This window comes from Pseudomonas sp. 13159349 (assembly GCF_013305685.1).
Taxonomy (GTDB): domain Bacteria; phylum Pseudomonadota; class Gammaproteobacteria; order Pseudomonadales; family Pseudomonadaceae; genus Aquipseudomonas; species Aquipseudomonas asiatica.
Genome location: NZ_CP045553.1, coordinates 923,824 through 946,078, shown reverse-complemented (window position 1 = coordinate 946,078; position 22,255 = coordinate 923,824). Strand labels below are relative to the sequence as shown.

At 64.3% G+C, this 22,255-nt stretch carries 19 protein-coding genes; 5 read left to right on the top strand and 14 right to left on the bottom strand.

What is annotated here, in order from left to right; genetic code table 11:
- Positions 1 to 1,101, top strand: coding sequence for a redox-regulated ATPase YchF (gene ychF, locus GEV38_RS04355; protein WP_013970895.1), 1,101 nt, complete (start codon positions 1 to 3; stop codon positions 1,099 to 1,101).
- Between the two features lie 294 nt (positions 1,102 to 1,395).
- Complete coding sequence (locus tag GEV38_RS04350; protein ID WP_054572319.1) at positions 1,396 to 3,108, top strand: SulP family inorganic anion transporter; 1,713 nt, start codon at positions 1,396 to 1,398, stop codon at positions 3,106 to 3,108.
- Positions 3,109 to 3,227: 119 nt separating this feature from the next.
- Here GEV38_RS04350 and GEV38_RS04345 read toward each other — a convergent pair whose 3' ends face one another.
- The 14 genes from GEV38_RS04345 to GEV38_RS04280 all read right to left on the bottom strand — a co-directional run bounded on the left by GEV38_RS04345 (position 3,228) and on the right by GEV38_RS04280 (position 19,729).
- On the bottom strand, positions 3,228 to 4,238 hold the full coding sequence (locus tag GEV38_RS04345) for a DUF2955 domain-containing protein (RefSeq protein WP_173895586.1): 1,011 nt from the start codon (positions 4,236 to 4,238) through the stop codon (positions 3,228 to 3,230).
- The gene (locus tag GEV38_RS04340) at positions 4,228 to 5,325 is read right to left on the bottom strand and encodes an HlyD family secretion protein (protein WP_054572317.1); all 1,098 of its coding nucleotides are present in this window, start codon (positions 5,323 to 5,325) and stop codon (positions 4,228 to 4,230) included. Before GEV38_RS04340 ends, GEV38_RS04345 begins: the two co-directional genes overlap by 11 nt.
- Positions 5,322 to 6,842 carry an efflux transporter outer membrane subunit gene (locus GEV38_RS04335; protein ID WP_054572316.1) on the bottom strand — a complete coding sequence of 507 codons (1,521 nt, stop codon included), beginning with the start codon at positions 6,840 to 6,842 and terminating at the stop codon, positions 5,322 to 5,324. The genes GEV38_RS04340 and GEV38_RS04335 overlap by 4 nt, the downstream gene beginning before the upstream one ends.
- A gap of 13 nt (positions 6,843 to 6,855) precedes the next feature.
- Entirely contained in the window at positions 6,856 to 7,953 is a 1,098-nt protein-coding gene (locus tag GEV38_RS04330) for an AI-2E family transporter (protein ID WP_054572315.1), read from the bottom strand.
- Between the two features lie 39 nt (positions 7,954 to 7,992).
- Positions 7,993 to 9,189, bottom strand: a complete 1,197-nt coding sequence (locus GEV38_RS04325) for a monovalent cation:proton antiporter-2 (CPA2) family protein (protein ID WP_054572314.1) — start codon at positions 9,187 to 9,189, stop codon at positions 7,993 to 7,995.
- Positions 9,190 to 9,224: 35 nt separating this feature from the next.
- Positions 9,225 to 10,043, bottom strand: a complete 819-nt coding sequence (gene ppk2, locus GEV38_RS04320; protein WP_015268930.1) for a polyphosphate kinase 2 — start codon at positions 10,041 to 10,043, stop codon at positions 9,225 to 9,227.
- A 185-nt stretch (positions 10,044 to 10,228) separates the two neighbouring features.
- Positions 10,229 to 10,849, bottom strand: coding sequence for an isochorismate family cysteine hydrolase YcaC (gene ycaC / locus GEV38_RS04315; RefSeq protein ID WP_013970853.1), 621 nt, complete (start codon positions 10,847 to 10,849; stop codon positions 10,229 to 10,231).
- Positions 10,850 to 10,974: 125 nt separating this feature from the next.
- Positions 10,975 to 12,360, bottom strand: a complete 1,386-nt coding sequence (locus GEV38_RS04310) for an aspartate aminotransferase family protein (RefSeq protein ID WP_015268929.1) — start codon at positions 12,358 to 12,360, stop codon at positions 10,975 to 10,977.
- A 12-nt stretch (positions 12,361 to 12,372) separates the two neighbouring features.
- Entirely contained in the window at positions 12,373 to 13,839 is a 1,467-nt protein-coding gene (locus tag GEV38_RS04305; protein WP_015268928.1) for an NAD-dependent succinate-semialdehyde dehydrogenase, read from the bottom strand.
- Positions 13,840 to 13,875: 36 nt separating this feature from the next.
- Positions 13,876 to 14,895 (bottom strand): N(2)-acetyl-L-2,4-diaminobutanoate deacetylase DoeB, encoded by a 1,020-nt coding sequence (gene doeB / locus GEV38_RS04300; protein WP_015268927.1) that lies wholly within the window; start codon positions 14,893 to 14,895, stop codon positions 13,876 to 13,878.
- 3 nt (positions 14,896 to 14,898) lie between these two features.
- Positions 14,899 to 16,089: an ectoine hydrolase DoeA gene (gene doeA, locus GEV38_RS04295; RefSeq protein ID WP_015268926.1), complete on the bottom strand. Its 1,191-nt coding sequence runs from the start codon at positions 16,087 to 16,089 to the stop codon at positions 14,899 to 14,901.
- 36 nt (positions 16,090 to 16,125) lie between these two features.
- Complete coding sequence (locus GEV38_RS04290; RefSeq protein ID WP_015268925.1) at positions 16,126 to 17,118, bottom strand: cyclodeaminase; 993 nt, start codon at positions 17,116 to 17,118, stop codon at positions 16,126 to 16,128.
- Between the two features lie 30 nt (positions 17,119 to 17,148).
- Entirely contained in the window at positions 17,149 to 18,120 is a 972-nt protein-coding gene (gene eutB, locus GEV38_RS04285) for a hydroxyectoine utilization dehydratase EutB (protein WP_015268924.1), read from the bottom strand.
- A 214-nt stretch (positions 18,121 to 18,334) separates the two neighbouring features.
- Positions 18,335 to 19,729: a PLP-dependent aminotransferase family protein gene (locus GEV38_RS04280; protein WP_025337665.1), complete on the bottom strand. Its 1,395-nt coding sequence runs from the start codon at positions 19,727 to 19,729 to the stop codon at positions 18,335 to 18,337.
- Positions 19,730 to 19,968: 239 nt separating this feature from the next.
- Between GEV38_RS04280 and ehuB the strand changes: the two genes are divergently transcribed.
- The 3 genes from ehuB to ehuD all read left to right on the top strand — a co-directional run bounded on the left by ehuB (position 19,969) and on the right by ehuD (position 22,198).
- Positions 19,969 to 20,823 carry an ectoine/hydroxyectoine ABC transporter substrate-binding protein EhuB gene (ehuB, locus tag GEV38_RS04275; protein ID WP_015268922.1) on the top strand — a complete coding sequence of 285 codons (855 nt, stop codon included), beginning with the start codon at positions 19,969 to 19,971 and terminating at the stop codon, positions 20,821 to 20,823.
- A gap of 62 nt (positions 20,824 to 20,885) precedes the next feature.
- The gene (gene ehuC, locus GEV38_RS04270; protein WP_015268921.1) at positions 20,886 to 21,545 is read left to right on the top strand and encodes an ectoine/hydroxyectoine ABC transporter permease subunit EhuC; all 660 of its coding nucleotides are present in this window, start codon (positions 20,886 to 20,888) and stop codon (positions 21,543 to 21,545) included.
- Positions 21,542 to 22,198, top strand: coding sequence for an ectoine/hydroxyectoine ABC transporter permease subunit EhuD (gene ehuD, locus GEV38_RS04265; RefSeq protein ID WP_003256382.1), 657 nt, complete (start codon positions 21,542 to 21,544; stop codon positions 22,196 to 22,198). Before ehuC ends, ehuD begins: the two co-directional genes overlap by 4 nt.
- Positions 22,199 to 22,255 lie beyond the last annotated feature (57 nt).

Here is a 22,255-nt window from a genome sequence, read left to right as displayed (position 1 = left end):
ATGGGTTTCAATTGCGGCATCGTCGGCCTGCCCAACGTCGGCAAGTCCACCCTGTTCAACGCCCTGACCAAGTCTGGCATCGCGGCGGAGAACTTCCCCTTCTGCACCATCGAGCCTAACAGCGGCATCGTGCCGATGCCCGATGCGCGCTTGAATGCACTGGCTGAAATCGTCAAGCCAAACCGCATCCTGCCGACCACCATGGAGTTCGTCGACATCGCCGGCCTGGTGGCTGGTGCCTCGAAAGGCGAAGGCCTGGGCAACAAGTTCCTCGCCAACATCCGCGAGACCGACGCCATTGCCCACGTGGTGCGCTGCTTCGAAGACGAGAACGTGATCCACGTTTCCAACAGCGTCGACCCCAAGCGTGACATCGAGATCATCGACCTCGAGCTGATCTTCGCCGACCTCGACAGCTGCGAGAAGCAGCTGCAGAAGGTTGCCCGCAACGCCAAGGGCGGCGACAAGGAAGCCCTGGCGCAGAAGGCCATCCTCGAACAGCTGATCCCGCACTTCACCGAAGGCAAGCCAGCGCGCAGCCTGATGAAGAACATGAGCGCCGAAGACAAGGCGGTCATCCGCGGCTTCCACCTGCTGACCAGCAAGCCGGTCATGTACATCGCCAACGTGGCCGAAGACGGCTTCGACAACAACCCGCACCTGGACGTGGTCAAGGCCATCGCCGAGGAAGAAGGCGCGGTAGTGGTGCCGGTGTGCAACAAGATCGAAGCGGAAATCGCCGAACTGGAAGACGGTGAAGAGAAGGATATGTTCCTCGAGGCCCTGGGCCTGGAAGAGCCTGGCCTGAACCGCGTTATCCGCGCCGGTTATGAGCTGCTGAACCTGCAGACCTACTTCACTGCCGGCGTGCAGGAAGTACGCGCCTGGACCGTACGCGTCGGTGCTACCGCACCACAGGCCGCTGGCGTGATCCACACCGACTTCGAAAAAGGTTTCATCCGCGCTGAAGTGGTGGCCTATGACGACTTCATCCAGTTCAAGGGTGAGAGCGGTGCCAAGGAAGCCGGTAAATGGCGTTTGGAAGGCAAGGACTACATCGTCAAGGACGGTGACGTGATGCACTTCCGCTTCAACGTCTAAGCGCCAGACTGCAGTACCTACGAACCCCTTGAGGCCAACGCCTCAAGGGGTTTTGTTTTTTCTGATCATGCACACCCCCTTCAGGAGCAGCCCCAACAATATTTGCAACGCCGCTGAAATCAGGGGCTGCTTTGCAGCCCTTTCGCGACACAAGGCCGCTCCTACAACGGAACGCGTCGCCTGAACCAACGCATTCCCCTGTAGGAGCGGCCTTGTGTCGCGATGGGCCGCAGAGCGGCCCCGGAATTCAGCATCTAAGCTGTGATTCAGCACCCTCCCCTGGACGCACGCACCATGCCCGAAAAAACCCGCCTCGACTGGCAACGCTGGTTACCCGGCCTGGTCACCCTGCTCCACTACCAACCCGCCTGGCTGCCCAAAGACATCGCCGCAGGCCTGGTGCTCACCACCATGCTGGTGCCAGTGGGTATCGCTTATGCCGAAGCTTCCGGCGTACCTGGCATCTACGGCCTGTACGCCACCATCATCCCGCTGTTGGCCTACGCCCTGTTCGGCCCCAGCCGCATCCTGGTGCTGGGCCCGGACTCGGCGCTGGCCGCGCCGATCCTGGCAGTGGTGGTGCAATACGCCGCCAGCGACCCGCAACGGGCAATCGCCATCGCCAGCATGATGGCCCTGGTCGCCGGGGCGTTCTGTGTGATCGCCGGTTTGCTGCGCCTGGGCTTCATCACCGAACTGCTGTCCAAGCCGATCCGCTATGGCTACATGAACGGCATCGCCCTCACGGTGCTGATCAGCCAGTTGCCCAAACTGTTCGGCCTGTCGGTCGACAGCCAGGGCCCGCTGCGGGATACCTGGAACCTGATCCAGGCATTGCTCGCCGGCCATGGCCATTGGCCAAGCTTCGTGGTCGGTGGCGGTAGCCTGGCGCTGATCCTGCTGCTCAAGCCGTTCAAGCGTTTGCCGGGCATTCTCATTGCTGTGGTGCTGGCCACGCTGGCGGTGAGCCTGCTGGGGCTCGACCAGCAAGGCGTGAAAGTGCTCGGCGAACTGCCCCAGGGGCTACCCAGCTTCGTGTTCCCCTGGGTCAGCGATATCGACCTGGTGGAGGTGCTGCTCGGCGGCATCGCAGTAGCGTTGGTGTCGTTCGCCGATACCAGTGTGCTGTCACGTTCATACGCCGCGCGCATGAAGGCCCCGGTCAACCCCAACCAGGAAATGTTCGGCCTGGGTGTGGCCAACCTGGCCTCGGGGCTGTTCCAGGGCATCCCCATCAGCAGCAGCTCATCGCGCACCCCCGTGGCCGAAGCGGCCGGCTCGCAGACTCAGCTCACCGGCATCATCGGCGCGCTGGCGGTGACCCTGTTGCTGCTGGTGGCGCCCAACCTGATGCAACACCTGCCCAACAGCGCCCTGGCGGCAGTGGTGATTGCCGCAGCATTGGGCCTGTTCGAGTTCGCCGACCTCAAGCGCATCTTCCGCATGCAGCAATGGGAATTCTGGCTGTCGTTCACCTGTTTCGTCGGTGTGGCGGTGTTCGGGGCGATTCCCGGTATCGGCATTGCCGTGGCGATATCAGTGATCGAATTCCTGTGGGACGGCTGGCGGCCGCATCATGCGGTGCTGGGACGGGTGGATGGCACCCGCGGTTACCATGATGTGCAGCGTTATCCACAGGCCCGACGCATTCCGGGGCTGGTGCTGCTGCGTTGGGATGCCCCGCTGTTCTTTGCCAATGCCGAACAGTTCCAGAGCACGGTGATGGCGGCGGTGGATGCATCGCCTACCCCGGTACAACGGCTGGTGATCGCGGCAGAGCCGGTGACCAGCATCGATATCACCTCGGCGGACATGCTGGCCGAGCTGGACCGGGCGCTGGAGGCGCGGGGGGTGGAGTTGCAGTTTGCCGAGATGAAGGACCCGGTAAAGGACAAGATGCGGCAGTTCGAGTTGTTCGAGCATATGGGGGAGTCGGCATTTCATCCCACTGTTGGGGCAGCGGTGGATGCCTACCTTGAAGAGAGTGGGGTTGACTGGAAGCCCTAGGTTTTCCTGGGCTGGCCTCTTCGCGGGCATGCCCGCTCCCACAGGGACCGCACAAACCTCAAGGTTGTCGCTGTACCTGTGGGAGCGGGCGTGCCCGCGAAGAGGCCAGTACAGAAGAACTAAGCAGTCCGAACCCGCCGCCGATCAATCCATATGAGCATGGCACTGGCGTACACCGACACCGCCAGAAATAGCGCCATGCGCACGGCAAAGGCGCGGTAAACATCCTGCCCTCCCGCGCTGTCCTGCACCGACTGCCCCAGCAAGATCAGCATGGTCGTCAGGCAACTCATCCAGTATGCCGGGCTTTGCCTGGTATCCACCGCACGGTAGAGCCTGCGCCCCTGCCAGAGAACGAACAGCAGCACCCACAGGAAAAACATCCACAGGTGCACGAACAGGCTCAACGCGCCCCACATCAATATCGCCAGCAACCCGGCCAGCAAGGTCGAGCCGATCAGTTCGCGGCTGGCATGCCGTGCGCGGGTCTCACCAGCCTGCTGCCCCAGGCTCACTGCCTTCATGATCAGCGGCATGTACTGGTCCGGGGCGATCAGCGCCAGCAAGAAGGCCGGCATGACGATCAACGTAGCACGCAAGGCAACCCAGCTCACCTGGTCACTGTCGAGCAGAGGCGGTGCCGGTTGCGCCGGCGCATCGGCCGGCTCGGGAAACAGCACATGCGCCGCTGCCGTGCCCAGCACCGCCAGCAGCATGCCTTTGGCCAGCGCTTCGACCACCGACAGCGCCAGGCTGAAGTCGCTGGTGCCGGCGGCAGCGATCATGGTCAGGCCGATAACCAGCAAATTGGCCAACAGGCCATTGCCGCCTTTCAGTGCATAACGCAAGGTAAGGAAAACCCCCACACTCACCAGCAACACCCCGCTTACCGGGGCATGGCGCAGCAGCGGAATCAGCAGCAGCCCGCTGCCGCAGGCAAGCAGCACCAGCACCGCCAAGGCCGGTGCCGCACGCAGGGGCAAGGGCTGGCTGCGCATGGCCAGCAACAACACCGCGAACACCGGCGCCAGGATCGGTACCGGCAAGCCGATGCCGAAACTCACCGCCAGGCAAAGCGCCACGCCCCAGGCCAGGCGCAGGGCACGCAGGCGGCGTAGTTCAATAGGCATACGACAGCCAGCTCATCAGCCACATGAACAGCCGGCCTAGCAGGTTCAATGGGTTGCCCTCGCTTGGCAGGGCCATGACTTCGGCCTGGCCACCGACCCGCAATACGGTCTTGTCCTGCAACTGGTCACGCTCCAGTTCGACGATAACCGGGAAGCGCTGTGCGGAGCGCAGCCACTCGCGGCTGTTCTGTACGGTCGGCAACGTACCTGGCGGGGCACTCTGGCCTACGCTCACACCGTAGCCGATGCTGCGAATGCGCCCCTTCAACACCGTGCCGGGCAGCGCATCGAGCACTACCAGCACCGGGGTTTCAGGGCGCAGCCGACCTAGGTTGTTCTCGGTCATGTCGGCACTTATCCACACGTCATGGATAGCGATCAGGGTCATCATCGGGCTGCCGGCGCCAACATAGTGGCCAACGTCGGTGCGCAGGTCGGTGATCAACCCGTCTGCATCGGCGCGTACCATGGTGCGCGCCAGGTCCAGCCGGGCTTTTTCCACATTGGCCGCCGCGCTGCGCAGTTGGGCGTTGTCGTCCTGCGCTCCGCCCTGCTGCTCACGGGCCCGCTCAACTTCGGCACGGGCTGCCGCCACCTGGCTGATGGCCTGGTCGCGGCTGGCCTGGGCGCCCTCCAGGCGGCGCACCGACACCGTGCCCGGGTCTTCATCGATCAGGCGCTTGAGCCGCTCGGCGTCCTGCCGGGCCTTGCGCTCGTTGGCCTGGGCTGCCACCAGCGCCGCCTGGGCCGAGTCGATGCCAGCGGTGTGGGCGCCGATCTGCCGGCGTACCGTGTCCAGGTCGGCTTCGGCGCGAGCCAGGGCAATGCGATATTGCTCCTGGTCCAGTTCGAACAACACATCGCCCTTGCGCACTTCCTGGTTGTTGCCCACCGCCACACGCTTCACCTGCCCAGCCACCTCGGCACTCACCGGCACCACGTAGGCCTGCAGGCGGGCTTGCTGGGTATAGGGCGTGACGCGATCGGCCAGCAGGTACCACAGCAGGCTCACGACAATCAGCAGCAGCACCCAGCGCATGCCGCGATCGGGGGCTGGCGGGGATGGCGTCGGCGTGGTGTCGCTCATTTCGTTTCACCTTGTGCATGTGCGCTGGGGCCTGGCTCGTCAAGCAGTTCACCCCAGTCGGTGCGTTGCTGCATCTGCTGGCGGGTGGCCGGGTCGATCGGTGCGCGGCTGGCGTCCCAGCCACCGCCCAGGGCCTTGTACAGTGTCACCAGGCTGCTGACCGCATTGCCGCGACTGACCAGATAGCCGTCCTGTTGCTGCAGCAGCAGTTGCTGGGCGTCGAGCACGCGCTGGAAGTCGGCAAAGCCTTCGCGGTACTGCGAGCTGGCCAGGTTCAGGGAGCGCTGCGCGGCCTGCGAGGCCTGGTCGCGGATACTTGCGCTCTGCAGCGAGCGCACCAGCCCGCTGGCGGCATCGTCGGCCTCACGGGCGGCTTCGCGCACATCCTGGTGATACAGCTCGATCAGTTGCTGCAAGCGGGCATCTTCCACGCGCACAGCGTTCTTGCGTCGGCCGTAGTCGAACGGGTTCCAGATCAGGCTGGGCCCGGCGGCGATGTCGAAGGTATCAGGCAAATGATTGGCCGTGACGAAACTCCAGCCGATGCTGCCCAACAGGCTCAGTTGTGGATAAAGGTCGGCCTCGGCCACCCCGACCAGCGCCGACTGCGCCGCTACCGCCTGCTCGGCGGCACGGATGTCCGGGCGGCGCTGCAGCAGGCGGGCGGGCACATCCTGCAGCACGGCACGGTTCGGCAACGGCAACTGGCCGTGACCGGCATCCAGCTGTGGCAGCGGCCCGGGCGCGCGGCCCAGCAGCGAGCACAGCACGTTGCGCAGGGCATTGAGCTGGTTCTGGAACTCGGGGATGGTGGCCTGGGTAGCCAGATACTGGGTGCGCGCCTGTTGCCAGTCGAGTTCGTCGTTTTCGCCATGACGGAACAGCCGCTCGGTTATCTCCAGGCTGCGCTCCTGGCGGCGGGCGTTTTCTTCGGCGATATCCAGCCGCGCCTCGGCGGTGCGCAGGGCAAAGTAGGTGTCGGCCACCTGCGCACGCAACAGCAGCATGGCATCGGCATAATTGGCCTGGGAGGCGAAGTAGACGGCGTCGGCGCTTTCGATTGCGCGACTGAAGCGCCCCCAGAAGTCGATTTCCCAGCCGATGTCGAAGCCCGCGCTGGATTGCCAGAACACCGAATCGCGAGCGGTGGCGGTACCGGACTGATCCTGTTTCAGGTAAAGGCTCTGTGCGCGCAGTTGCTGCAGCTGTGGATAACGCCCGGTCTGCACGATGGCCAACTGGGCGCGGGCTTCGGCAACGCGCAAACCAGCCACGCGCAGGTTGCTGTTATTGGCATCGGCCTCGGCGATCAAGGCATCCAGGGCAGGGTCGGCGAACACGGCCCACCACTGGCGCAGGTCGGGCGCCGCGGCCTGCTGCCCGGCCTGCTCCAGCAGCGGGGTGTTCCAGGTGCCCAGCCACGGGTCCTGCGTCGGCTGGAAATCCGGGCCGACCTGGGTACAGCCCACCAACGCGGCAGCCAGGCTCAGTGCACAACCACAGAAGCGTCCGGGCATGGCAGGCCTTGGCTTACGCCGACGGTTCGACGGGATTTTCCGGCACCTGCAGCGCCACCCACTGCCAGAACAGTACATAAGTGACGCCCAGGATCACCGGCCCGATGAACAGGCCGATGATGCCTTTGACCACCATGCCGCCCAGTGCCCCGATCAGCACCACCGGCATCGGCACGTCCACCCCGCGCCCCAGCAGCAGCGGCTTGAGCACGTTGTCGGCAAGCCCGGCGACGAAGGTGTAGATGGCGAAAATGATGGTCGCCACGGTAAAGCCTTCGACGTTGAAGATGTAGATGATCACCGGCACCGTTATCAACGTGGCCGGTGCCTGGGCAATCCCCAGCATGAGGATGACGATTGCCAGCATCCCCGCCCCCGGTACCCCTTTGATGACGAAGCCGACACCGATCAGCAGCATCTGGATGAAGGCAATGCCGATCACGCCCTGGGCCACCGCGCGAATGGTGGCGGTGCACAGCTTGGCCAATGGCTTGCCGCGCTCCTCCCCCGACACCCGCATGGCGATGCGCTGCGCCGCGATTTCGCCGCGGTCACCGAACGCCATGATGATGCCCGAGACGATGATCGCCGCGATGAACAGCAGGAACGCGCCGCCTGCGCTGGCTGCTGCCCCCAGCACCGTGCGCCCGGCACCCTTGAGCTGGGGCATCCACTGGTTCAGCACACCGGCCATGTTTTCCGAGGCGGCCAGCCACAAGGCATGCACCTTCGGCCCGATCAGCGGCCAGGCCGCCACCGAGTCGGGAGGGGCCGGCACGCTCCAGGTACCGCTCTTGAGCAGCGTCACCAGGCTGTCCACCGACTCGCCGATGGACATCACCACCAGGTAGATCGGCACCAGCAGCACGACCAGTACCAGCAGAACGACCAGCGTCGCCGAAAGCCCGTCCTTGAGCCCTGTGCGGCGCTGGATGCGGCAATACAACGGGTACAAGGTCACCGCCAGGATCACCGACCACAGCATCAGCTCCAGGAACGGCTGGAACGTCTGGAAGGCGAATATCACCAGCGCAGCCACCAGGCCGGCCTTGATGAGCACATCGAGCAAGCCCCGCGACAGGCGGCTGTCCATCTTGATACCCGGTTGCATGCTTCACCTCCGAACTCCAGGTGCGCCATGTGGCGCGATTCAGTGGCCCGCTTCAGGGGCTGCCGGTGTGGGGCTGTCGTCACGCAACTGCCGCGCCAGGGCCATCATTACCAACGGCACTACCGCCATCGACAAGGTGATGGCCAGCACCAGCAGGTCATGCACCTGCTGCGCAAGCACCTGATGATCCAACGCCAGCTTGAACACCACGAAGGCAAACTCGCCGCCAGACGCCAGCACCACGCCCAGGCACAGCGCCTGGGCCTGGGTGAGCCCACCTGCGGTGCGGCCCAGGCCATAAAGCAGCGGCAATTTGATCATCACCAGCAGCAGGGTCAGCCCCAGCACCATTAACGGCATGCCGAACAGCAGGCGCAGGTCGGCGCTCATCCCCACGCCAACGAAGAACAGCCCCAGCAGCAAACCCTTGATGGGCTCGATCTGGGTTTCCAGTTCGTGACGGAAAGGCGACTCGGCCATCAATACGCCCGCCAGAAATGCCCCCAGCGCCATCGACACGCCCACGTGCTCCATCACCCAGGCGGTGCCCAGCACCACCAGCAAGGCGGTAGCGGTAGACAGCTCGGGCAGGCCCGAACCGACTGTCCACTTGAAAACAGGGGTCAACAGGTAGCGGCCAAAGATGATCAGCACACCTATGCCAACCACCACCGCCAACACCGGCCAGGCGCCTTCGTCGGCGGTACTGACATCACCACCGAGCAGCGGCACCACGGCAATCAGCGGGATCGCGGCAATGTCCTGGAACAGCAGGATCGCCACGGCCAGGCGGCCGTGCGGCTTGCCCAGGTCCTTGCGCTCGGCCAGTACCTGCAGGCCAAACGCGGTGGACGACAGCGCCAGGCCCAGGCCCAGCACGATGGCAGCCGGCTTCGACTGGCCGAACAGCCAGTACGCCAGCAGGCCAAGCACTACAGCACTCAGGCCCACTTGTAGCGAGCCGACGCCAAACAGCGCCCGGCGCATGCTCCACAAACGTCGCGGCGACAGCTCCAGGCCGATGACGAACAGCAGCATCACCACACCCATCTCCGACAGGCGTGCCACGTTATCCGGGTTGTTCAGCAAGCCAAATACCGATGGCCCTATGAGGATGCCCGCCAGCAGATAGCCGGGCACCGCCCCCATTTTCAAACGCTGCGCCAGCGGTACCAGAAGCACCACGGCCAGCAGGAACACCACCGTCGCCTGCAACAGGCTGCCATCATGTGGCATAGGCTCGCACCCTCGCTGCTCCCCGTGGGGAGAGATCAGAAACGCTCTTCGACGACCTTGAACGGGTAGTTGACGGCCTTGTATTTGCCGATCTTGCCGCGCTTGGGCAATTTCACCAGCCCGTCGCGGGTGATGTCCTTGTAGGGAATGCGCGTCAGCAGATGGCTGATGATGTTCAGCCGGGCACGGCGCTTGTCGTTGGAATGGGCCATGAACCACGGTGCCCAGGACGAATCAGAGGCGGCGAACATGTCGTCGCGGGCCCGGGTGTATTCATCCCAGCGTGTGTATGACTTGAGGTCCATCGGCGACAGCTTCCACAGCTTGCGGCCATCGTTGATACGGTCCTGCAGGCGGCGGGTCTGCTCTTCGGCGCTGACCTCCAGCCAGTACTTGATGAGGATGATCCCCGACTCGACCATCATCTTTTCGAACAGCGGCACCACGGTGAGAAACTTGCTGCTCTGCTCTTCACTGCAGAAGCCCATCACTCGCTCGACACCGGCGCGGTTGTACCAGCTGCGGTCGAAGATCACTACCTCGCCCGCGGCAGGCAGGTGGCCCAGGTAGCGTTGCACATACATCTGGCTCTTTTCCCGCTCGGTTGGCGCCGGCAGCGCCACCACGCGGAATACTCGCGGGCTGACGCGCTCGGTAATGGCCTTGATGGTACCGCCCTTGCCGGCGCCATCGCGGCCCTCGAAGACAATGCACACCTTCAGGCCCTTGGCCACCACCCATTCCTGCAGCTTCACCAGCTCCACATGCAGCTGCTTGAGTTCCTTCTCGTACGCCTTGCCGCCCAGTTTCTCTGGATGGTCCTTGGGGTCTCTCTTCCTGGACGACTTCGACATGGCGCTCTCCTGAGGGCGAATGAAGAGTCAGTATGGTCGATCCATGGCAGTTTGCCGCTTCGCTTGTGGTGAGTGTTCCGGGGAGGGTGTGGGAGCGGGTTTACCCGCGAATGCGTCATTGAAGCTACCGACGCATTCGCGGGTGAACCCGCTCCCACAGGGTACTCGGTGCCTCCAAGGCCGGACTACTTGGCCATCTTGTTATAGCTGGTCATCAGGTTGCGGTAGTCCGGAATATGGTTGGAGAACAGGGTCCCCAGCCCTTCAATGTCATTGCGCCAGTCACGGTGCAGCTCGCAGGCCACGCCGAACCAGGTCATCAGTTGCGCCCCGGCGGCCTCCATGCGCCGCCAGGCCGAGTCACGGGTCAGTTCGTTGAAGGTGCCGGAGGCATCGGTGACGACAAATACCTCGAAGCCCTCCTCCAGCGCCGACAGAGCCGGGAAGGCCACGCACACTTCGGTCACCACGCCGGCGATCAGCAGCTGCTTCTTGCCGGTAGCCTTGACGGCCTTGACGAAGTCCTCGTTGTCCCAGGCGTTGATGTTGCCAGGCCGGGCGATGTACGGGGCGTCGGGGAACTGCTCTTTCAGTTCGGGCACCAGCGGGCCGTTGGGGCCGGTCTCGAAACTGGTGGTGAGAATGGTCGGCAGCTTGAAGTACTTGGCCAGGTCCGACAGGGCCAGGACGTTGTTCTTGAAGCGGTCGGGGTCGATGTCCCTTACCAGCGAGAGCAGGCCGGTCTGGTGGTCGACCAGCAGCACGGCGGCGTTGTTCTTGTCCAGACGCTTGTATTGGAAGGCCATGACGGGTTTCCTTGCGTTAGCGGGTTGGGAATATCAGCGTAGGCAAGGATGAAAGGTGGATGGAACCGTCAGTCGGTTCGCCTGCCAAGGCCGGCGATGGGGCCGCATGGCGGCCCCTGCAATGCTCAGCCGAGCACCTTGCCAGCTACCTCATCGACCGCCACCTTGGTGATGGCGACGATCTTTTCGGCATCCTCCTGGTTCAGCACCAACGGCGGTGCGAAACCGAGAATGTCACCATGCGGCATGGCCCGGGCGATCATCCCGCGCTCAAGGCACGCTGCCGACACCTGTGGCCCGACTTTCAACGCCGGGTCGAACGCCGTACGCGCCTCGCGATCGGCCATGAACTCGATTGCGCAAAGCATGCCGTCACCCCGTACTTCACCTACCAGCGGGTGGCCTTCGAAGGTTTCGCGCATGCGCCGGTTCAGGTATGCCCCCACCACTTCGGCATTCTCGGTCAGGTTCTCGCGCTCGAGAATATCCAGGTTGGCCAGCGCCGCCGCCGCGCAGATCGGGTGCCCGGAGTAGGTCCAGCCGTGGCCCATCGGGCCGGCCTTCTGCGAGCCTTCTTCGATCACGTTCCACACCTTCTCACCAACGATCACTGCCGACAGAGGCGCATAGGCGCTGGTCAGGCCCTTGGCCGTGGTGATCAGGTCCGGGCGGATGTCGTAGCGCTGGCTGCCCATCTTCGAGCCCAGGCGGCCGAAGGCGCACACCACTTCGTCGGCGATCAGCAGCACGTCGTAGCGATCGAGCACGGCCTGGATCGCCTTCCAGTAGCCCTTGGGCGGCACGATGATGCCACCGGTGCCCATCAGCGGCTCGCCAATGAACGCGGCGACGGTATCGGGGCCTTCGGCCAGGATCAGCTGCTCCAGCTCGTCGGCGCAATAGCGCACGAAGGCCTGCTCGTCCATGTCGGCCGGTGCCTTGCGGTACCAGTGCGGGCAGACCGTATGCTTGACGCCCTCCACCGGCAGGTCGAAATGCTGGTGGAAGCTGGGCAGGCCGGTAAGGCTGCCAGTCATGATGCCCGAGCCGTGATAGCCGCGGTCGCGAGAGATGATCTTTTTCTTGAGTGGACGACCGAGGATGTTGTTGTAGTAGCGCACCAGCTTGACCTGGGTCTCGTTGGCATCGGAACCCGACAGGCCGTAATAGACCTTTTTCATCCCGGCCGGCGCCCAGTCGATGATGCGGCTGGAAAGCTCGATGATCGCTTCGGTCGAGTGGCCGACGTAGGTGTGGTAATACGCCAGCTCCTTGGCCTGGCGATGGATGGCGTCAGCGACCTCGGTACGCCCGTAACCGATGTTCACGCAGTACAGGCCGGCGAAGGCGTCTATCAGTTCGCGGCCTTCATGGTCACGCAGGCGGATGCCCTCGGCACCGGTGATGATCCGGCCCTTGAGCGCGCCGCTGGCGTGGTCATGGGCGTGGGTCGAAGGATGCATGAAGTGGGCGCGGTCCTGTTCGAACAGCTGGCTGAAATCTTGGCTCATGGCAAACACTCCTTAGAACTGACCGTGGTGGTGCAAGCAAACGTATTTGGTTTCGACGAAGGGTTCGAAGCCCTCGCTGCCGCCTTCGCGGCCCAGGCCCGAGGCCTTCATGCCGCCGAACGGGATGGGGTGGCCGGTGAACTTGACGCCGTTGATCGCCACCATCGCGTGGTCGAGCCGGCGCACCAGCGGGTGCACGACATCGAGGCGGTTGCCGACGATGTAGGCAGCCAGGCCGTACTCGGTGTCATTGGCCATGGTGATGGCCTGCTCCAGCGTGTCGAACGGCATGACCCCGGCAATAGGCGCGAAGTTTTCTTCCTGGTAGATGCGCATCGCCGGCGTGACATCGGCGAGCACCGTCGGCTGGAAGAACCAGCCACCCAGCGCATGGCCCTCGCCTCCGACCAGGCGCCGGGCGCCACGCTGCAGGGCGTCCTCGACCCGGGCCTGGGTGGCATCGAAGGCGGCCTGGTGCATCAACGGGCCGACCTCTGCCGCCGTCTCCTCGCCATCGACCATCGCCGGGCCAACTTTCAGCGCCCGCACCGCTTCGGCGAAACGCATCAGGAATGCTTCGTACAACGGCCGCTGCACCATGATCCGGTTGGCCGCGCAGCAGTCCTGGCCAGACGTCTGGAACTTGGCGGCCACGGCCACCCGCACGGCCAGCTCCAGGTCGGCATCGGCGCAGACGATGAACGGCGCGTTGCCGCCCAGCTCCAGCGCCACTTTCTTCACATCCTGAGCCGCGGCTTGCAGCACCAGCTTGCCGACACGGGTCGAGCCGGTGAAGCTGACCGCCCGCACGCGGCTGTCGCGCACCAGGGTTTCCATGGCCATCTGCGGCTCGCCGATTACCACGTTGAACACCCCCGGCGGGAAGCCGGCGTCCTCTGCCAGCTGGGCCAGGGCCAGCGCCGAAAACGGTGTTTCGTGGGCCGGCTTGACCACCACCGTGCAGCCGGCCGCCAACGCCGCAGCCGCCTTGCGGGTGATCATGGCACTGGGGAAGTTCCACGGGGTGAGCAGCGCGCAGACCCCGACGGGCTCCTTCAGCGTACTCAGCTGGGCACCCGGAATATGGCTGGGGATAGTCTGCCCGTTGAGGCGCCGGGCCTCCTCGGCAAACCAGGGGATGAAGCTTGCCGCATAGGCTATTTCACCGCGTGCTTCGGCCAGCGGCTTACCCTGTTCCTCGCTGAGAATGCGCGCCAGAGCCTCCTGGTGCTCGAGCATCAATTCAGCCCAGCGCCGCAACAGCGCGGCGCGGCTGTCCAGACTCTGCTGGCGCCAGGCCGGGAAAGCCCGCTGGGCGGCATCCACCGCGGCGACGATCTGCTCGTGGTCGAGCAGCGGCACATGGCCGATGACCTGGCGGTTGGCCGGGTCATGCACGGCGATGCTGTTGCCGCTGTGGCTGTGCAGCCATTGGCCATCGACGTGGCACAGGCTGTTGAATGGGTAGTGGTGTGACATGACTGTTCTCCATACCTCGTTGTCGTGGCGCCAGGTTCAGGCCAGTACGTCGGCGATCACCGCCAGGGTGTCGCCGCACTGCACCAGGCCGGGAAAGTGCCGGGCTGCGAGCAAGCCATTGCGTCGGGCGCGGTACTCGACCGGGGCGCTGCCGGTGCGGCGGATGTCATGGATACGGGCGATCACCTCACCCTGGCTGACCGTTCCGCCCAGGTCGCGGCACATCTCCAGCAAGCCGTCGTGCTCGCTGGCGATGAAGCAATCGCCATCGGGCATGTCCAGCAGGGTTGTCTCGCCCTGCTCCACTTCGCCGGCGAGGATGCCGGCGTGAATCAGCACATTGCGCACGCCGCGCTCCGCCAGGGCCACGCTTTTCGCCGTGGAGGTGCCACCACCGCCCAGTTCGGTGGTGATGAACACCTTGCCCTGCTCTTCTGCCGCGGTGTCGTACATCGCCTGCGCATCCAGCTCGAGCATGCGCATGCTGTAGGGCGCGGCGAAGGCCTGCATGCCGGCTTCACAACGGGCCTGCTGGGCCTTGTCGGGCAGCACATGGCATGCAGCGAACGGCAGGAAATCGAGGGTGCGACCACCGGAGTGGATGTCCAGGACGATATCGGCCAACGGCAGCAAGGTGCGCCGGAAATAATCGGCGATCTTTTCCGTCACGCTGCCATCAGGCCGGCCAGGGAAGCTGCGGTTGAGGTTGCCCCGGTCGATCGGCGAAGTACGGGTGCCCGCCTGGAACGCCGGTGTGTTCATGAACGGCACGATGATCACCCGCCCGTTTACCTGCTCGGGCTGCAGCTGCTGAGCCAGCTTGCTCAGCGCCACCGGTCCTTCGTATTCATCACCGTGATTGCCACCAGTGAGCAAGGCAGTAGGGCCATTGCCATTCCTGACCACCGTCAGCGGAATCATCACTGCCCCCCAGGCCGAGTCGTCACGCGAGTACGGCAGCTTGAGGAAGCCGTGCTGCAAACCGTCCTGCTCGAAATCCAAGGTACAGGTGATCGGGTTGGCCACCGTGGCGGCGGCCTGTGCGATTGCATTCATGGGTCAGTCCTTCACGAACAGCTGGCGCGGCACGTTGCACAGGGTCTCGACCCCGGTCTCGGTGATGAGGATGCTTTCGGTGATCTCCAGGCCCCAGTCGTCCATCCACAGCCCCGGCATGAAGTGGAAGGTCATGCCCGGTTGCAGCACGCTGGTGTCGCTCGGGCGCAGGCTCATGGTGCGCTCGCCCCAATCTGGCGGGTAACTGATACCGATCGGGTAACCACAGCGGCTGTCCTTGTGTATGCCGAACTTCTCCAGCACACGGAAGAACGCCCTGGCGATGTCACCGGTGGTGTTGCCTGGCCGCGCGGCATCGAGGCCGGCCGCGATACCTTCGACCACCGCCTTTTCGCCATCAAGAAAGTGTTGCGGCGGCTTGCCCAGGTACACGGTACGCGACAGCGGGCAGTGGTAGCGCTTGTAGCAGCCGGCAATCTCGAAGAACGTGCCGGCGCCGCGGGTGAACGGGGAATCGTCCCAGGTAAGGTGCGGCGCGCTGGCATCTGCGCCAGTCGGCAGCAACGGCACGATGGCCGGGTAGTCGCCGCCATGGCCATCGACACCGAGAATGCCGCTGCGGTAGATCTCGGCCACCAGCTCGTTCTTGCGCATGCCGGGCTCGATGCGTTCGAGGATGCACCCGTGCATCTGTTCGACGATGCGCGCGGCGATACGCATGTATTCGATTTCCTGCGGCGACTTGACCGCCCGCTGCCAGTTGACCAGCCCGGCGGCATCGCTGAAGCGCGCCTGCGGCAAGTGCTTGCACAGGGCCTGGTAGGCCGCCGCGCTGAAGTAGTAGTTGTCCATCTCCACGCCGATGCTCAGGCCGCCCCAGCCCTTGGCCAGAATCACCTCCTGGCACAGGTAGTCCATCGGGTGGCGCTCGCGTGACTGCACATAGATATCCGGGTAGCCGACGATGTTGTCGTGCCGCATGAACACCGTGCGCCTTGCGCCATTGGCGTCCTGGCCGCGGCCAAACCAGATCGGCTCGCCATCGAGCGCCAGCAGCACGCACTGGTGCACGTAGAACGACCAGCCGTCATAGCCGGTGAGCCAGGCCATGTTCGATGGATCGGTAACCAGCAAAAGCTCCAGGCCCTGTGCCTGCATGGCAGCGCGGGTCTTGGCCAGGCGCTGGGCGTACTCCTGCCGGCTGAACGGCAGGTTGACCACTGTCTGTGACATACGGATGCCCTTCTTGTGAGTGGGTTGCGAAAACTGTCAGCTGTGAAACGCCAGGCCTTTGTGGGCGGCGATTGCGCGTTCGAAGGCAAGGTTGGCGATGGCGGTGTCCTGGGCCCCGGTGCCTGTCAGGTCGCACAGGGTGACCTCTTCGGCCTGCGCACGGCCCGGGTGCAGGCCGGCGATGATCTGGCCCAGCTCGGAATGAACGGCCTGTTCGCTGACCGCGCCAGTGCGCAAGGCGTGGTGCAGTTCGCCCAGCACGCGGGTCTGGCTCAGGCGGTCGGCCACATAACGGTCGAGCCGGGCCAGGGCCGTGGGCGCGATCTCGTTCTTGTGCTCGGCATCCGAGCCCATGGCAGTGATGTGCAGCCCCGGTTGCAGGTGATGCGGCAGGATCAGCGGCTCGCGGCTGGGGGTGCAGGTGATGGCGATATCGACCGCCTGCATGGCCTGGTCGACACTGTCGCAGGCCTGTACCTGCAGTTGCCCATCGCGCCCCAGGTCATCACATAACGCTGCGGTTCTCTGCGCATCGCGCCCCCACACCTTGACCTTCTCGATCGGCCGCACCAGGCGCAGTGCCTGCAGCTGCAGGCGTGCCTGTTCGCCACTGCCGATCAAGGCCACGCTGCGGCTGTCCTGCCGCGACAGCCAGCGGGCAGCCACCGCACCGGCTGCAGCGGTGCGCACGGCGGTGAGGTAGCCATTGTCGAGGAGCAAGGCATCGAGCAGGCCAGTGCGGGCCGACAGCAGCATCATCATGCCGTTGAGGCTGGGCAGGCCAAGCTTGGGGTTGTCGAAAAAGCCTGGGCTGACCTTGATCGCGAAACGCTCCAGACCAGGCAGGTAGGCGGTTTTCACGTCCACCTCGCCGTTGTGCTCGGGCACATCCAGGCGCAGGATCGGCGGCATCGCCACATTGGCCGTGGCAAGCAGGGCAAAGGCCTGCTCGATGGCATTGATCGCGTCGCGGTCGAGGGTAATGCAGCTACGCAGGTCGGCTTCGCTGAGCAAGGTGATGGCCGGCATTCGAATACCTCCAGTGAAGGAACGTGAATTTCAGGCGTCGCCGCCATTGATGACGCGCTGATGTTGTGCGCTGTCGACGTTGCGCCCGCTGACCACCACCACCACCGGGCCGCGGGCCGTCACCAAGCCGTCGAGCAGCGCTGCGATGCCGACTGCACCGGCACCTTCGAGTACCAACCGTTCGTGCTGGTAGGCGTGGCGCATGCCATTGGCGATCGACGCTTCCGGCAGCAGGTGGAGTTGGTCGAGCAGACGCTGGGTCATGTTCAGGGTGTGCTGGTTGCCCAGGCCGATGCCGCCGCCGAGCGAGTCAGCGAGTGTCGGCAGCTCCTCAACCTCGACCGGCCTGCCGGCCTGCAGGCTGGCGTACATCGCCGCGCCGCGCTGCATGCTGATGCCATGGGTGGTGATCGCCGGCTTGATGCTTTTCATGGCCAACGCCACACCTGCGAACAGGCCACCACCGGAGAGCGGAATCAGCACCTGCTCCACCTCGGGCAACTGCTCGATGATTTCCAGGCCCAACGTGCCCTGGCCGGCGATGACCTGAGGGTGATCGAAAGGTGGGATCAGGGTTGCGCCCTGTTGGTCGGCATGTTGTTGCGCGGCCTGCTGGGCATCGTCCTGGGAGTGGCCGACGATGCACACTTCGGCGCCCAGATCGCGGATGGCCTGGACTTTGTTGGCTGGCACCAGTTGCGAAAGAAACACGGTTGCCTTCACGCCCAGTTGCGCAGCAGCGTGGGCCACCGCCCGGCCGTGATTACCGGTGGAGGCGGTAACCACGCCGCATGTGCGTTGGTCAGCGCCAAGTGCGGCGATGGCATTGCTGGCGCCGCGCAGCTTGAAGCTGCCGGTAGTCTGCAGGGCCTCGAGCTTCAGGTAGACCGGCGTGCCCAGGTGCCGTGACAGGCTGGGGGAAAGTTCCAGCGGCGTGCTGCGCACCAGGCCGTGGATACGCTGGCGGGCGAGGTAGAGATCGTGAAGCGAGAGCGCTGACATGACCGGGACCCAACAAGTGAGCTGATGTTGGGCGGAGTGTATGAGGCGAAAATTGTCGTGATGAATGTACTAGGGCAATTTGCCGGGGAATTTGTTTTTGCCTGTACCGGCCTCTTCGCGGGTAAACCCGCTCCCACAGGAATCGCGCATTTCCTGAACCTCGCACGGAACCTGTGGGAGCGGGTTTACCCGCGAAGAGGCCGGTACAGGCCGCTCAAAGCTCGTGGATCTGCGGATACTGCCCGAACAACTCCCGCATATCGCCAAAGGCCTGGCGCAGCTTTGCCTCGGAACACTCGGCGCCCACGCACAAGCGCACGGCCCGTGGCCGCGGTGTACCGCGCACCAGGAACGGCTCCGGCGGCGTCACCGCAATCTGCCGGCGGCGCAAGGCACGCACCAGGCTGTCCACTTCCCAGCGCTCGGGAATGTTCAGCCACGCCCCTAGGGCATGGGCGTGCTGACCACGCACATAATCCCCCAGATACTCACGCAACAACGCCTGACGCTCGCCCAGCAAGGTGCGCTGCAGCGCCACCAGCTGCGCCGCGCGCCCATCGTTGATCCAGCGCGATGCAATTTCCGCCACCAAGGGCGTGGCCATCCAGCTGTTGACCCGCAAGATGCTCTCGGTGCGCAGCGCCAGGCGCTTGGGCATGGCCAGGTAGCCCACGCGCAGGCCGGTAAGCACCGACTTGGTCATGCTGGTGCAGTAGAACGACAGCTCCGGCGCATAGGAACTGAGTGGCCTGGCATGGCTGCCACCCAGTAGCGGCCCGTAAACGTCATCTTCGATGATATGCACACCAAAGCGCCGGGCAATTTCGGCAATCTCCTGGCGGCGGCTGTCGGGCATCAGGCTGACGGTCGGGTTGTTGAGGTTGGGTGTGCACACCAGCGCGGTCACCCGCTCGTTGCTGCAGATGTCCTCGAAATGTTCCGGGTTGATGCCCTCGCGGTCCATCTCCAGGCCTTTGAGGGTAAAACCGAGCACCTGTGAATTGCCGATCACGCCATGGTCGGTCAACCCCTCGCACAGCACCACATCATCCGGCCCGGCCAGCGAGGCCAGGGCCAGGAAGATGGCGTGGGCGGCGCCGTTGGTGACCAGCACATCGTCACGCTCGACCTGCATGCCCAGGCCGGCAAGCCAGCGCACCGCCGCCTCGCGGTGGCTCTCGAAACCGGCGATGGGCCGGTAGGCATGGATCCACGGCTGCTCCTCTTCCACGGCCAGCTCGGCGCAGGTGTCGCGCCAGATGCGCTCATGCACCTGGGTGTGCAGGATGCGGGTGATGGAGAAGTCGACCAGGGTACGCTCGGGCAGGTCGATGATGTCATCCGACACACGGTCGCTCATGCGCCGGCTGACGAAACTGCCACGGCCGATCTCGCAACGCACCAGGCCTTGCCGCTCCAGTTCCTTGTAGGCATTGGTCACGGTCTGCACGCTGATGCCCAGGGCATCGGCTACCTGGCGCTGCGGTGGCAGGCGCTGGTCATGTACCAATACGCCGCGCTCGATCTCGCCGGTGACGGCCTGGACCAGGATCTTGTATTTGGACTCGCCGATGCGGGCGGCGTCCAGGGCTGCCTTCCAACTGTGCATCATGATGTTCGCTTCACTTGCCAGGGCCAGGGCCACAGCATCCCCCGTACAAGTGCTTCGGGCAATTGTCCTAGTGCAATGCAATGGCCGTTTCAGCTTTTGTATGCTCGGCCCAAGGTCGAACTCCCGCTGCCCGGCAGCTTCGAACAAAAGACCGACCTGCTTTCGCTGTTTTGCTCCACTGCCTCCTAACACAGAGCCGTCGACGACGGTTTTTATAACAAACAGGAGCTTCATTGATGAGCCAGCCTTTCAACGTTCCACGCCCCTTCCAGCGCCTGCTGATGGCCTGTGCCACCTTCGGTGTGCTTGCCAGCGCCCAGGCCGCCAGCCTGGACGAAATCAAGGAAACCAGCCACATCCGCATCGGCTACGCCAACGAAACTCCGTTCGCCTTCACCGAGACCGATGGCCGGGTAACCGGGGAGTCACCGGAAATCGCCAAGATCATCTTCGAGAAGATGGGCATCAAACAGGTCGATGGCGTGCTCACCGAGTGGGGTTCGTTGATCCCGGGCTTGCGCGCCGGGCGCTTCGATGTGATTGCCGCCGGCATGTACATCACCCCGGCACGCTGCAAGCAGGTGATCTTCACCGACCCGCAGTACGCCCTGCCCGACACCCTGCTGGTGGCACAGGGCAATCCGAAGAACCTGCACAGCTACGCCGACATCGCCAGGAACCCGGACGTGAAGCTGGCGATCATGGCCGGCACGGTCAACCTCGCCTATGCCCGCGACTCCGGCATCACGGATGCGCAGATCCTTCAGGTGCCGGACACCACCGCCCAGTTGCAGGCCGTGCGCGCCGGCCGCGCCGATGCTGCCGTGGGCACCCAGCTGACCATGAAGGGCCTGGCGAAAAAGGGTGGCGACAAGGTCGAGGCGATCAGCGACTTCACCGATGACCCGGCCCACACCGGCTACGGTGCCCTGGCCTTCCGCCCCGAGGACAAAGCCCTGCGCGACGCGGTCAACGCCGAGATGAAGAAGTGGCTGGGCAGCGAGGAGCATCTGAAGACCGTCGCGCCGTTCGGCTTCGACCGCAGCAACGTGACTGACAAGACCGCCGCCGAGCTCTGTGCCCAGCAGTGAATCGAGGTGGCATGGCGCTTGCCGTGCCATTCCCTGTGTAATCCGATTATTCAGGTCGAACCATGGGTGAATTGATACCGTTGTTACTGCAAGGCGCCTGGATCACCATCCAGGTCACCTTCTTCGGCTCGCTGCTGGCCATCGTCGCCGCGATCCTCGCCGCCCTTGGCCGGCGTTCGTCATGGCGGCCATTGAGCTGGTTGTGCGTGGCCTACATCGAGCTGTTCCGCGGCACCTCGTTGCTGGTGCAGTTGTTCTGGCTGTTCTTCGTATTGCCGCTGCCACCGTTCAACCTCGAACTCAGCGCCTACACCGTGGCCATCGTCGGCCTCGGGCTGCATATCGGTGCCTACGGTGCCGAAGTGATGCGCGGGGCGATCAGCTCGGTGGCCAAGGGGCAGTACGAAGCCTGCACCGCGCTGAACATGCCCGCCACCACCCGCTTCCGGCGGATCATCCTGCCGCAGGCATTGCTGGCGGCCATCGCACCTGGCACCAACCTGCTGATCGAACTGCTGAAGAACACCTCGCTGGTGTCGCTGATCACCCTGTCGGACCTTAGCTTCCGCGCCCGTCAACTGGACCAGGCGACCTTCCAGACCCTGGAAATCTTCAGCCTCACCCTGCTGCTCTACTTCGTCCTGGCGCAGGTCATCAACTTCCTCATGCGTCGGGTCGAACGGCGCCTGAGCCGCGGTCGCCTGCGGGGGAGCCTGTCATGAATTTCTGGGACTGGAACTACGTCGCGCAAATCCTGCCCGACTTGCTGCAGGCGTCGCTGAAAACCCTGGGCATCACCTTGGTTGGCTTCCTGATCGCAGTGGTGCTGGGCCTGTTCCTGGCCATCGCCCGACGCAGCCGCCAGGCCTGGCTGTCGTGGCCGGTGGCATTGCTGATCGAGTTCATCCGCAGTACGCCGCTGCTGATCCAGGTGTATTTCCTCTACTACGTGCTGCCCAACTACGGGGTCAACATGACGGCCATGCAGGCCGGCATCATCGGTATCGGCGTGCACTACGCCTGTTACCTGGCCGAGGTTTACCGCGGCGGCCTCGACTCGGTAGCGCGCAGCCAGTGGGAAGCGGTGGTCGCCCTCAACTTCGCGCCGTGGACCGCCTACCGGGCAGTCATCCTGCCCCAGGCGATTCGGCCGATCCTGCCGCCGTTGGGCAACTACCTGATCGCCATGCTCAAGGACACCCCGGTGCTGTCGGCCATCACCGTGGTGGAAATCATGCAGCAGGCCAAGAACGTCGGCTCCGAAAGCTTCCGCTACCTCGAGCCGATCACCCTGGTCGGTCTGTTCTTCCTGGCCCTGAGCGTCGCTCTGGCCTACCTCGTTCGGCGCCTTGAAGTGCGCCTGGAGCTCCGCTGATGATCGCCCCTGTGACCCACTTCGCCACTGCCACCGCCACCCAGCCGCTGGACACCC

Excerpts from the sequence above, each read along its gene's own strand:
- ycaC (WP_013970853.1), bottom strand. The coding sequence starts at position 10,849 with ATGGCCTTCCAATACAAGCGTCTGGACAAGAACAACGCCGCCGTGCTG.
- GEV38_RS04325 (WP_054572314.1), bottom strand. The coding sequence starts at position 9,189 with ATGCCACATGATGGCAGCCTGTTGCAGGCGACGGTGGTGTTCCTGCTG.
- ychF (WP_013970895.1), top strand. The coding sequence starts at position 1 with ATGGGTTTCAATTGCGGCATCGTCGGCCTGCCCAACGTCGGCAAGTCC.
- GEV38_RS04280 (WP_025337665.1), bottom strand. The coding sequence starts at position 19,729 with ATGCACAGTTGGAAGGCAGCCCTGGACGCCGCCCGCATCGGCGAGTCC.
- GEV38_RS04340 (WP_054572317.1), bottom strand. The coding sequence starts at position 5,325 with ATGAGCGACACCACGCCGACGCCATCCCCGCCAGCCCCCGATCGCGGC.
- GEV38_RS04305 (WP_015268928.1), bottom strand. The coding sequence starts at position 13,839 with ATGTCACACCACTACCCATTCAACAGCCTGTGCCACGTCGATGGCCAA.
- GEV38_RS04345 (WP_173895586.1), bottom strand. The coding sequence starts at position 4,238 with ATGCCTATTGAACTACGCCGCCTGCGTGCCCTGCGCCTGGCCTGGGGC.
- doeB (WP_015268927.1), bottom strand. The coding sequence starts at position 14,895 with ATGAATGCAATCGCACAGGCCGCCGCCACGGTGGCCAACCCGATCACC.
- GEV38_RS04310 (WP_015268929.1), bottom strand. The coding sequence starts at position 12,360 with ATGAGCCAAGATTTCAGCCAGCTGTTCGAACAGGACCGCGCCCACTTC.
- ehuB (WP_015268922.1), top strand. The coding sequence starts at position 19,969 with ATGAGCCAGCCTTTCAACGTTCCACGCCCCTTCCAGCGCCTGCTGATG.
- eutB (WP_015268924.1), bottom strand. The coding sequence starts at position 18,120 with ATGTCAGCGCTCTCGCTTCACGATCTCTACCTCGCCCGCCAGCGTATC.
- GEV38_RS04335 (WP_054572316.1), bottom strand. The coding sequence starts at position 6,842 with ATGCCCGGACGCTTCTGTGGTTGTGCACTGAGCCTGGCTGCCGCGTTG.
- GEV38_RS04330 (WP_054572315.1), bottom strand. The coding sequence starts at position 7,953 with ATGCAACCGGGTATCAAGATGGACAGCCGCCTGTCGCGGGGCTTGCTC.
- GEV38_RS04350 (WP_054572319.1), top strand. The coding sequence starts at position 1,396 with ATGCCCGAAAAAACCCGCCTCGACTGGCAACGCTGGTTACCCGGCCTG.
- ehuC (WP_015268921.1), top strand. The coding sequence starts at position 20,886 with ATGGGTGAATTGATACCGTTGTTACTGCAAGGCGCCTGGATCACCATC.
- GEV38_RS04290 (WP_015268925.1), bottom strand. The coding sequence starts at position 17,118 with ATGCCGGCCATCACCTTGCTCAGCGAAGCCGACCTGCGTAGCTGCATT.
- ppk2 (WP_015268930.1), bottom strand. The coding sequence starts at position 10,043 with ATGTCGAAGTCGTCCAGGAAGAGAGACCCCAAGGACCATCCAGAGAAA.
- ehuD (WP_003256382.1), top strand. The coding sequence starts at position 21,542 with ATGAATTTCTGGGACTGGAACTACGTCGCGCAAATCCTGCCCGACTTG.
- doeA (WP_015268926.1), bottom strand. The coding sequence starts at position 16,089 with ATGTCACAGACAGTGGTCAACCTGCCGTTCAGCCGGCAGGAGTACGCC.